The sequence below is a fragment of the Microcoleus sp. LAD1_D5 genome, assembly GCF_036702115.1.
Lineage (GTDB): Bacteria > Cyanobacteriota > Cyanobacteriia > Cyanobacteriales > Microcoleaceae > Microcoleus.
Window position 1 is genome coordinate 1 of the sequence record NZ_JAUBSA010000012.1, and the last position, 12,107, is coordinate 12,107.

The window sequence follows — 12,107 nt, forward strand, 5'->3', positions numbered from 1 at the left end:
TTAAGACTCAGATGTGCATATTTAAATAATGAGATTAAAATGGGTAGGTATGCTTAGTTAAAAAGCGGGATGCTCCCGATTTTATTGCCCGCTTAGTATACTAACAATACTCCGGACAGTTTTTGGAACGATACTATAAGCTTTACAGGGCAAGAATCATAAAAAAGTCGAATTAAATGCCGCGTCAGGGGTGGAGCTGAGATCGATTTAATTATCCGCAGTGACTCAAAGTCAAGCGAGAATAAGCCATTGGGCCATATAAAAACTGTCCGGACTATTGATACTAAGACTGAACTGTATAGTAATAGAAATACCTTTACCCGTTTAAGTAAAAGAAATCTCCTTAAGCAAACAAAGGTAAAAGCTCCAGAAAACCAGAGCAATTCCTGAACCCATGACTAACAACACCCCAGTCAAAACAATTCTGATTCTGGCAGCCAATCCCACCAATACCGTTCCCCTGCGATTGGAGCAAGAGATCCGGGAAATTGACGAAGGATTGCGAAGGGCAAATAAACGAGAACTGTATAAATTAGAACAAAAATGGGCAGTGCGTTCCCGTGATTTTTACCGGGCTATCTTAGATTATCAACCTCATATTGTCCACTTTTGCGGGCATGGTGCTGGAGAAGATGGAATTGTCCTAGAAGATGATACCGGAAAAATGGCGCTGGTGCAGACAAACGCCCTTGCCAGTATGTTTAAATTGTTTGCCAAAAAAGGTGTAGATTGTGTAATTCTCAATGCTTGTTATTCCGAAGTACAGGCAGAGGCAATTAGTCAATACGTTAATTATGTCATTGGCATGAATCGAGCCGTGGGAGATAAAGCAGCCGTTGCTTTTGCCGTGGGCTTTTATGATGCGATCGCTGCTGGATATACGTTAGAAGAAGCCTACGACTTAGGTTGCTCGCAGATGATGAGTTTCCGAGAGCATGAAACTCCTGTTTTCAAGAAAAAGAATTTAATTGATGCTCCGATTGCTCAGGGTGTAATTGCTGTTGAAGATGTGATTCCGCCCAATCCTTACCAAGGATTATCTGCCTTTGGGGAAGAAGATGCCGACTTCTTTTTCGGACAGGAGAAATTTGTCAGTAATTTAGTAGAAGTAACGCACAAACAACCGTTGGTAGTAGTGGTTGGGCCAAGTGGCAGCGGTAAATCTTCTGTGGTGTATGCGGGATTAATTCCCCAATTGCGAAAAGAGGGAAACTGGTTAATTGAAACTTTCCGTCCGGGAAAAGAACCCTTTGAGCCGTTAGCTTTTGCCTTGGTGCGGCAATTAGAACCAGAAGCAGGTGAAACTCAAAAACTGCGAGAAACAATGGGGCTAGCAGGTGATTTGCGAAATGGTAGGATCACTTTGCAGCAGGTGGTATCTCGCATTTTGGCACGTAACCCAGGTAAACGGTTATTGTTAGTTGCCGACCAGTTTGAGGAACTGTACACACTTTGTCAAGTGAAGGAAGAACAGGAAAGGTTTGCGGATGGGTTACTAACGGCGATTGCTCAAGAAAATATTAGATTGGTTTTGACTTTACGGGCTGATTTTTACGGCTATGTGCTTTCTTATCGTCCGTTGCGGAATGCGTTGCAAGAATGTACACCGCAGTTACTCAGTTCCATGAAGCGGGAAGAATTACAGGCAGCTATTGAATTACCCGCTCAAAAATTGGAAGTACAGTTAGAACCGCAACTAACCCAACGCATTCTCGATGATGTGGGGGAAGAACCGGGGAATTTACCGTTATTAGAATTTGCTTTAACTCGGTTATGGGAAAAGCAAATAAACCGAGAATTAACTCACCAAGCTTATGAAGAAATTGGCGGGGTGAAAAAAGCAATTGCTAATCATGCCGAACAGGTTTATCAACAACTGAGCGAAACCGAGAAAAAACAGGCACAGCGAATATTTGTGCAATTAGTGCGTCCGGGGGAAGGAACGGAGGATACCAGGCGCGTTGCTAGCCGTGCGGAAGTGGGGGAAGATAACTGGAATTTGGTCAGTTATTTAGCTGGATATCAAGCGCGTTTGGTAGTGACGGGACGGCAAGAACAGGAAGATACCGTAGAATTGGTGCATGAAACCCTAATTCGGCAATGGGGAACTCTCCGCGAGTGGATAAATGCTAACCGTCAGTTTCGGACTTGGCAAGAACGGCTGAAGGTGGCGTTACGCGAGTGGAAAAATAACAACCATGACTCTGGGGCAATGTTGCGGGGTGCGCCGTTGACTGTGGCGGAAGATTGGTTGCGTCAACGTGCCGATGAAATGACGCAGGAGGAACGAGATTTTATTCAGGTTAGCGTTAAAGAACGGGATAGGGAGAAACAGCAACAGGAACGCAGGAGGCGACTGACAATTATTGGGCTAAGTAGCTTTTCGGTGATAGCTTTGGGTTTAGCAGGAATAGCCGGTGTTGGTTGGTGGCGTGCGGCAATTAATGAAATTAATTCTCTGGCTCAATATTCCGACGGGCTTTTAAATTTAGATGGGACTAAAGCTCTCAAAACAAGTTTAAAAGCCGTTGTGCAAATGCGACGTACACCTTGGGTAGATGCTAATACCCAGACCTACGTAGAATTGTCATTATTAAATACAGTTTCTAATGTGGCAGCACCAAATACTTTGGGCGGACACGCGAACTCGGTTAATCGTGTCAGTTTCAGTCCCAATGGCAAGCTGCTGGCCACTGCCAGTCGTGACAAGACAGTGAAACTGTGGGATACCGCCACCGGCCAACAAATTAAAACCCTCAGCGGGCATACAGACTCGGTTAATATTGTCAGTTTCAGCCCCGATGGCAAGCTGCTGGCAACTAGCAGTGATGACAAGACCGTGAAACTGTGGGATACCTCCACTGGCAAAGAAATTAAAACCCTCAGCGGACATACAAACTCGGTTAATATTGTCAGTTTCAGCCCCGATGGCAAGCTGCTGGCCACTGGCAGTGCTGACGAGACCGTGAAACTGTGGGATACCACCACTGGCAAAGAAATTAAAACCCTCACCGGACATACAAGCTCGGTTTGGGGTGTCAGTTTCAGCCCCGATGGCAAGCTGCTGGCCACTGGCAGTGCTGACAAAACCGTGAAACTGTGGGATACCACCACTGGCAAAGAAATTAAAACCCTCAGCGGACATACAAGCTGGGTTTATGCGGTCAGTTTCAGCCCCGATGGCAAGCTGCTGGCAACTAGCAGTGATGACAAGACCGTGAAACTGTGGGATACCACCACTGGCAAAGAAATTAAAACCCTCACCGGACATACAAACTCGGTTTGGGGTGTCAGTTTCAGCCCCGATGGCAAGCTGCTGGCAACTAGCAGTGATGACAAGACCGTGAAACTGTGGGATACCACCACTGGCAAAGAAATTAAAACCCTCACCGGACATACAAACTCGGTTTGGGGTGTCAGTTTCAGCCCCGATGGCAAGCTGCTGGCAACTAGCAGTGATGACAAGACCGTGAAACTGTGGGATACCACCACTGGCAAAGAAATTAAAACCCTCACCGGACATACAAATTCGGTTTGGGGTGTCAGTTTCAGCCCCGATGGCAAGCTGCTGTCCACTGGCAGTGCTGACAACACCGTGAAACTGTGGGATACCACCACTGGCCAACAAATTAAAACCCTCACCGCACATACAAACCAGGTTTTAGCTGTCAGTTTCAGCCCCAATGGCAAGCTGCTGGCCACTGGCAGTGTTGACAACACCGTGAAACTGTGGGATACCACCACTGGCCAACAAATTAAAACCCTCACCGCACATACAAACCAGGTTTTAGCTGTCAGTTTCAGCCCCAATGGCAAGCTGCTGGCCACTGGCAGTGCTGACAACACCGTGAAACTGTGGGATACCGCCACTGGCAAACAAATTAAAACCCTCACCGGACATACAAACTGGGTTGTGGCGGTCAGTTTCGGCCCCGATGGCAAGCTGCTGTCCACTGGCAGTGCTGACAACACCGTGAAACTGTGGGATACCACCACTGGCAAAGAAATTAAAACCCTCACCGGACATACAAACCCGGTTAATGCTATCAGTTTCAGCCCCGATGGCAAGCTGCTGTCCACTGGCAGTGCTGACAAGACCGTGAAACTGTGGGATACCACCACTGGCAAAGAAATTAAAACCCTCAGCGGACATACAAGCTGGGTTTATGCGGTCAGTTTCAGCCCCGATGGCAAGCTGCTGGCAACTAGCAGTGATGACAAGACCGTGAAACTGTGGGATACCACCACTGGCAAAGAAATTAAAACCCTCAGCGGACATACAAACCCGGTTTTGGCGGTCAGTTTCAGCCCCAATGGCAAGCTGCTAGCTACTGGCAGTGATGACAAGACAGTGAAACTGTGGCGGTGGGATTTTGATTATTTAGTTAAGGAAGGATGCAATTTCATAGACAATTACCTGATACCTAATCCTAATGATGCAGATGCCCTGGAAATTGACAAAGATTTATGCAAAAAGCTTTAAGACTTTTAGATTGAAAACTGCATAAAAAACTCAACCTCACTCCCATATAAAAATCAAACTTTTCCCAAACTCCTTACCCACCAACAACCATGACAAACCAAACCCCCAACTTCTACGCCCTCCTCATCGGCATCAATTTCTACTTCCCCCATCGCTTACCTGAAGGTAACTACTACAAAAACTTGCGAGGATGCGTTCAAGATATCAACCACGTCGAAACCTATTTAAAAGACACCTTCACCCTCACACCCGACCAAATTATTAAACTCACTGCGACTGCTTCCGACAATCCCAACCAACCCCAAGAACCCCCGGAAATCCTACCAACTTATGAAAATATCGTCGCCAAATTCAAAGAACTAACCGCCAAAGCCCAACCTCAAGACCGAGTATATATTCACTACTCCGGTCACGGCGGACGGGCGAAAACAATTTTTGAAGATGTCAAGGGTTCTATGGGTTTAGATGAAGCCTTAGTTCCCTGCGATATCGGTCAACCACACTCACGCTATTTGCGAGATTTGGAATTTGCCAAACTCCTGGAAGAAATGGTGGCAAAAGAGTTAGTTGTAACCCTCGTACTCGATAGCTGTCATTCCGGTGGCGCAACTAGAGAAATGAGCGGAGATGACCGGATTCGCGGTGAAGGTTTTATTGATATGACTCTTCGACCTACAGATAGTTTAGTCGCACCTCTTCAGGAATTAGCACAAAATTGGCAAACTTCAACAGAAAATAGCCGCAATATTACCGTTGTCAATGGTTTGTTACCCGAACCGAAAGGTTATACCTTAATAGCCGCTTGTCGGGATCAGGAATTAGCTTATGAAAAGGTTTTTGAAGGGACGGAACGCAACGGCGCTTTAACTTATTATTTACTAAAAACTTTGCGAGAATACGGGACAGAGATTCCTGTCAACAACTTATACGATCGCATTTCTAATCTAGTTCACAATGACTTTGAACGACAAACACCGATGTTGATAGGCGAGACAAATCGCTCTTTTTTGGGCGGTCAATCTGTCGTTGCTAGCCGTAACGCTCCGGTGATGAAAGTAGATATTACCAAAAACCGAGTCCAATTGCAAATGGGTGAAGCTAGCGGCCTTAAAAAAGGGGCAGAATTCGATATTTTTCGATTCGGGGCGCGGAATTTTGAGGACAGCGAACAGCGAATTGCTACCGTTAAAGTTGTAGAGGTGGGAGCATCCGACTGTTGGGCAGAAGTAACGATGCTACACAACGAATTTAGAACCCGAGAACTCCATCCTAAATTAAGAGAAGGAATAATTGAAATAGGTTCACCTGCTGTCTATGTAGGGCCACCGTTGGAACAAATTCGCAAAGTTCGGATTCTTCTGCCTTCACCAATACCGCAAATTCCTGGTGTAGATGTGTCATCACTTCCTGGTGTACTCGAAACTACAAAAGAGGAAGTTGAAAATCATAGCTGGATAGAATTCTGTCCAGAAACCGAAAAAGATGAGAATGTGAATTATTTTGTTTCCGTGAATTCTCAAGGAGAATATTTAATTTTAGACGCGAATAAAGAACATATCAAAAATGTTCTTTTTCCGATCAAAGTTGATGCACCTGAAGCAGCTAAAAAGCTAATTAATCGCTTAATCCATATTACCATATACCAAAATTGTTTGGAGTTGGATAATGAAGATGCTTTTTCTCCCTTAAATGGCAAACTTAAGGTTGAATTGGTTAAATCAGTCAAACGGCAAATTGTGGTTTTGAATGCTGATGGTAACGTTCCTGTATTAGAAAATGGTGCAGAAGATGTCACATTACTAATTCACAATGAATCTACCAATCGAACATTAAATATCACTGCCTTGATCTTTAATGAAGATTTTAGTATTTCACAAATCTATCCCAAAGGTGCGGATTATGAAGTTGTAAAACCCGGACAAAGAATAACAGAAACACTCAAACTGTCATTGCAAGAAAATTATGGGGAGGCAGTAAATGTAATAAAGGTATTTGCGACTGTGAATGCAACGAATTATCACTTGTGGGAATTGCCAGCTTTAGACCAAGAGTTACAAAGGCGAAAGGGGGAGGTTGTAACTAAAGCGAGTAATGAATGGACGACGGAAAAGGTGGAATATGTGCTGAGGTGACAAAAAAGTCGTGCGCGCATTTTGCTGGCGGGCTGTTCTTGCCTAGTCCTTTTTGATTGACTTTTGGTTGAGGTAATCAGAACACATCTGTTTATCCTCTGCTGTCACTTTCGGGTTGTTTTTGAGATAATCACTTATTGACTCGCAGCCTAATGCCATCAGTTGATCAAAATCCCAAGTCCATAGTCTGATGGTGCTGTCGGCGCTTGCAGAAGCCAAGGTTTTGCCATCTGGGCTAAAGGCGACCCTAATGACCGATTTGCGATGGCCGGTGAGCGTGGCGATCTCCTTTTGGCTTTGCAGATCCCACAGTTTGATGGTGTTGTCACCGCTAGCAGTTGCCAAGGTTTTGCCATCTGGGCTAAAGGCGACACTATAGACCAAATTGCTATGGCCAGTGAGGCTGGCCATCTCTTTTTGGGCTTGCAGATCCCACAGTTTGATGGTGTTGTCACCGCTAGCAGTTGCCAAGGTTTTGCCATCTGGGCTAAAGGCGACACTATAGACTGAATTGCTATGGCCGAAAAGAGTGGCGATGGATTTTTGGCTTTGCAGGTTCCACAGTTTGATGGTGTCGTCTCTGCTAGCAGAAGCTAAGGTTTTACCATCTGGACTAAAGGCGACACTCATGACCTCTTGGCGAGGGCCGATGAAAGTGGCGATGAGTTTTTGGCTTTGCCTGTTCCACAGTTTGAGCGTCTTGTCACCGCTAGCAGTTGCCAAGGTTTTGCTATCTGAGCTAAAGGCGACACTATAGACCCAATCGCTATGGCCCTTGAGGGTGGCGAGTTCTTTTTGGCTTTGCAGATCCCACAGTTTGATGGTCTTGTCTCTGCTTGCAGACGCCAAAGTTTTGCCATCCGGACTGATGGCGACGCTACTGACCCAATCGCTATGGCCGGTGAGGGTGGCAATCGGTTTTTGGGTTTGCAAATCCCACAGTTTGATGGTGTTGTCACGGCTTGCGGTCGCCAAGGTTTTGCCATCTGGACTAAAGGCGACACTCCAGACCTCATTGCGATGGCCGGTGAGGGTGGGGATGGGTTCTGGGCTTTGCCGGTTCCACAGTTTGATGGTGTTGTCACTGCTGGCAGAAGCCAAGGTTTTGCCATCTGGGCTAAAGGCGACACTATTGACCCAATTGCTATGGCCGGTGAGGGTGGCGGTGAGTTCTGCGCTTTGCCGGTTCCACAGTTTAATCGTCTTGTCACGGCCAGCAGAAGCCAAGGTTTTGCCATCTGGGCTAAAGACGACACTATTGACCCAATTGCTATGGCCGATGAGCGTGGCGATGAGTTTTTGGGTTTGCAGGCTCCACAGTTTGAGAGTCTTGTCACTGCTAGCGGAAGCTAAGGTTTTGCCATCTGGGCTAAAGGCGACACTATTGACCGAATCCTGATAGCCGGCCAGGGTGGCAATGGGTTTTTGGCTTTGCCGGTTCCACAGTTTAATCGTCTTGTCATCGCTGGCGGTCGCCAAGGTTTTGCCATCTGGGCTAAAGGCGACACTATTGACCGAATTGCTATGGCCGGTGAGGGTGGCGAGTTCTTTTTGGTTTTGCAGATCCCACAGTTTAATCGTCTTGTCATCGCTTGCGGTCGCCAAGGTTTTGCCATCTGGGCTAAAGGCAACACTATTGACCGAATCGCTATGGCCCTTGAGGGTGGCGAGTTCTTTTTGGCTTTGCAGATCCCACAGTTTAATCGTCTTGTCATCGCTTGCGGTCGCCAAGGTTTTGCCATCTGGGCTAAAGGCGACACTCCTGACCGAATCGCTATGGCCGGTGAGGGTGGCGATGGGTTTTTGGCTTTGCAGATTCCACAGTTTGATGGTGTTGTCCCAGCTTGCAGAAGCTAAGGTTTTGCGATCGGGACTAAAGGCGACGCTATAGACAAAACTGCGATGTTCTTCCAAACTATTGCGCTCTTTGACTTGGTAAACTGCTGGTTGCAGTGCAGCCATCACTTGTCTATTAATATTTCTTGTAGTTTCGACTGAAGCATCGAGTTGTTTAAATGCTTGCCCCGCCTGCACTGCTTCCAACAGGGCTTGAAAAGTTTGTCCAGAAGCTAAATAGTCTTTTGAAGAGGCACTTGTTAGTATTACATCTGCTACCTTTTCAATTTGTCCGACTTTGTTCCTAGCAAACATAAAAGCTACTACTGCCACTAACACAGCAACCCCAGCAAAACCAGAAGTCACAACTGTAATTTTTCGTGCTTTTTGCTGGGCTTGAGTGAGTGTCTGATTCGCCTTAGTCAAAAGTTGATTGGCTTGTCTCTGTGCTTCTAGATCTCGTTCAACTTCCTGTCGTTGGAGTTCCCTGCCGGCATTTAAAAACTGATAATCTAAATCACTCAAACTTTTGCCGGCTGCCCAGGTTTGAGCCTCTTGCAATGCCTGACCCCGCAACAGCCGCGATTCATCTTGGCACTCAGACTCAATCCAAACTTTAAAGCTTTCGCTATAGGGTCTGAGATTTGCTAATTGTTTTTCTACCCAATCCCGGTTAAAAACTGCTTGATAAATAGGGTTGTAAACTTTAATTTTAGCTGCTTGCTTAACGACTAAACCTGTGAGACGCAGTTCCATTTGTTCAGCCGTATCATCAGCCTCTATCTCATTGTGCTGTAAAATTTGCTGATATAGCCCCAACAGCCGACTTGCCCGTTGTTCGCTGCGTAAAATCCGATCTCGAATGGTCTTTAAATGCTCTGGTTCATCCTGTCCTTCCCAATTCTTAATTACCTTTTCTTGAACTAAGTTTTTAACCCACTCCTCAGGATTTTGAATTGAGGCAGATTTGGCCTGATTGAGCAGTATTTTACAAACTTTTTGCGTTAAGAATGGCTGCCCACCCGTCCAATATAAAACTGCTTCTAACAATGCTCGCGAATTTTCTGCTTGAGTTTCTAGCCCCACTGCCAAAGGTTGCGCTTCTGTTAATTGAAAGCCGGTTAACTCAATCGCCCGCCCGATATTAAACGGAGTGCGAATGTGATTACTGATCAAATCAGAAGGCGCTGCGACCCCAATCAAAGCAAAGATTAACCGCTTATAGTCTGGTTTATCTGCGCGTTGGTTGAAACAGTCTCGAATTAGCGCAAAAAAGTCGTCTATATTAAATGGCAAAGCCAATACACTATCAATTTCATCAACAAATATTACAATAGATTCATCAATAAATTTCAGCAAGACTTCTCCGATAAACTTGCTGAACCGTTGAACAGGAGAGACTAAATCGTGATTTGTCCACCAATCGTAAGAATCAAAATGATTGTAAAGCTCAAAGCTATTCACCAGCGAGTCAATGATGCCAAAATACCACTCTTCTGCCGTAATATCTGACGTGCCAATTGACGTAATATCAACCGCAGCACAGGCAAATCCTTCTTGCTGCAATTTTGCCATTGTCTGCACCCGCAAGCTCGATTTTCCCATCTGCCGCGAGTTAAGGACGTAACAAAATTCTCCGGCTTTTAATCCTTGATAAAAATCTCGATCCGCTTTTCTTTTGACATAGGTGGGTGCATCAACCGGCAGACTTCCACCCACTTGATATTCATAATCTAGATCGGGTTTATCATTCATTAACGAACTCCCAAGCGATCTTTAAAATAAAGCCGGTAGAGATTGCACAGAGGAATGACATCATTTCCCCGCAGTTTCACTAAACCCATACTGCGAAGTTTAAAGGCTTGATTGGGTTCTAATCGTACCGGATTGGAACTTGCGATCACTTGTTTCATCGCTGCTTCTAAATTTGCATCAGCGGTAAGGTTAAGTAGATGCCGGCGTAAGTGATCCCCGAAAATGCCTTCTTCAGTCGGTGCAATCTGTAAAAACTGTTCTAAATCTAAGGAACCGCGAGCAATTTCATAGAGACCTTTTCTTAAAAGGTAAGGATGCCCATCTACCATTCCTATCAGCTTTTCTATGTCAGAACTTGACCAATTTAGTTTGTGGTTTTGTACTAATTCAAAAATTTGTGTATGATTAAATTCTGGCAACTCAATCGGTAAACCCACGTTAAACGGCGACTGGTTAATATTGAGGGGAATATAAACTTCTTTGGAATGGGAAATAACTAAACGTAGTTTTTTCCAAGCTTGTTCATTCTTCCCTTTTTCATGCCACGCCCGCAGCAAACCAAAGAATTCTTGGGCAATTTCGGGATACTGAAAAACTTGATCGACTTCATCCAATCCCAAAGTTAAGGGGGAAGTAATGGTAGCCAACAGATAGCGCTGAAAATAGTTGCCGCATTTTTGCTTGCTCCCCATGCCTTGTTTCCAGTAGTCTGCTACTCGATATTCTAAGTTCAATTCATTGGTGATGTCGCCACAGAACCACTGCAACAGCTCATCAAGATTGGTAAGAAAACTTGCATCAGCAGATTGAAAGTTTAAATACGCAGTGTTATGTCCTTGTTCTCTTGCCTGGTGCAGAATGCGCTGTAATAAAGAGGTTTTTCCCATTTGACGAGGTGCTTTTACTCGGATCAAAGCTCCTGGTTTGAGAATGGTTTGGTAGCAGTCGGATTCGATGGGAGGACGATCGATATATAGCTGACAATCTAAGCTAACAGAACCTTCTGGGTTATCTAAGTTGGAAATTGAAATGGCCGGTGAGGTGATGGATCGGGTATTTTCAACCGCAACAGGTGGATCTTCCACATTCTCGCTCACTGCTGCATCTAAAGCCTCTCTCCCTTCCACTGTTGTCTCTACAGGAGACTCAGGCTTTGTCCTCAATACCGGCGTCAGTTCTTCAGGAATGCCGGCCATACTAATACTGGTACAACCCCATTCATAGGCGAATTCGACAGTTCTACCGGCACCCAATGCGTCATAAAATCCTACTGCGAATTCTCTGGCAGCATTATCACCGACGGCTTGGTTCATGCCAATCACATAAGGAATATGGGCAGCGATGGCTTTGGCTTGCACTTCTGAATAACAAGCGTTTAGTACCACACACTCTACTTGATCCTGAAACAGTTTAAAGAGGCCGGCTAATGCTTTTGCATTCACCAGCTTAATTTGTCCTGTGTCATCTTCAAGGGCTAACCCGCCTTCTCCTGCCCCATGTCCGGAAAAATGGACAATTTCTGGATTAAAATCTAAGACTGCTCGTTGCATTTCTCTGGGTGTCACCGCCCACTGTTGCTCCAGTTGAAATTTGTCACGCTTTTTAGAACGTTGCAACCCATCGGCAATTTCTTGAACCTCTTTACCTAAGCGCAGGGGCGTGGAGTTTTTGGGGTTAGCTGCCAAAAACAAGATAGTTTTTTTCTTTCTTGGGGAACTACTCATAAATGGGACTTTGACTAAAGGTGATTCGCTATTACTCCCTTTGGGCCCCAAGAATATCTAGTGAAGAGGACAAGGCTTTGCTGCGGGCTTTTATAGATATTGGCTCGCGATCGCCCGTACAAGATATTATTGTTTTTTCATGCCGATCTACTTACTAGATTAAGTTTAGCAGCTCTA

4 protein-coding genes are annotated in these 12,107 nt (G+C 45.3%); 2 read left to right on the forward strand and 2 right to left on the reverse strand.

Translation table 11 applies throughout. The features are described 5' to 3' along the window. The first annotated feature begins 394 nt into the window (after positions 1-394). Positions 395-4,483, forward strand: coding sequence for an nSTAND1 domain-containing NTPase (locus QUA70_RS08020; RefSeq protein WP_333410367.1), 4,089 nt, complete (start codon positions 395-397; stop codon positions 4,481-4,483). Positions 4,484-4,572: 89 nt separating this feature from the next. After that, positions 4,573-6,615: a caspase family protein gene (locus tag QUA70_RS08025; protein ID WP_333348732.1), complete on the forward strand. Its 2,043-nt coding sequence runs from the start codon at positions 4,573-4,575 to the stop codon at positions 6,613-6,615. Positions 6,616-6,657: 42 nt separating this feature from the next. Here the strand turns inward: QUA70_RS08025 and QUA70_RS08030 are convergent, their stop codons facing one another. Further along, complete coding sequence (locus QUA70_RS08030) at positions 6,658-10,206, reverse strand: WD40 domain-containing protein (RefSeq protein WP_333410369.1); 3,549 nt, start codon at positions 10,204-10,206, stop codon at positions 6,658-6,660. Next, the gene (locus QUA70_RS08035; protein WP_333348738.1) at positions 10,206-11,930 is read right to left on the reverse strand and encodes an AAA-like domain-containing protein; all 1,725 of its coding nucleotides are present in this window, start codon (positions 11,928-11,930) and stop codon (positions 10,206-10,208) included. Before QUA70_RS08035 ends, QUA70_RS08030 begins: the two co-directional genes overlap by 1 nt. Positions 11,931-12,107: the final 177 nt, after the last annotated feature.

Coding starts and splice junctions, on each gene's coding strand:
- QUA70_RS08020 (WP_333410367.1), top strand. CDS start 395: ATGACTAACAACACCCCAGTCAAAACAATTCTGATTCTGGCAGCCAAT.
- QUA70_RS08030 (WP_333410369.1), bottom strand. CDS start 10,206: ATGAATGATAAACCCGATCTAGATTATGAATATCAAGTGGGTGGAAGT.
- QUA70_RS08035 (WP_333348738.1), bottom strand. CDS start 11,930: ATGAGTAGTTCCCCAAGAAAGAAAAAAACTATCTTGTTTTTGGCAGCT.
- QUA70_RS08025 (WP_333348732.1), top strand. CDS start 4,573: ATGACAAACCAAACCCCCAACTTCTACGCCCTCCTCATCGGCATCAAT.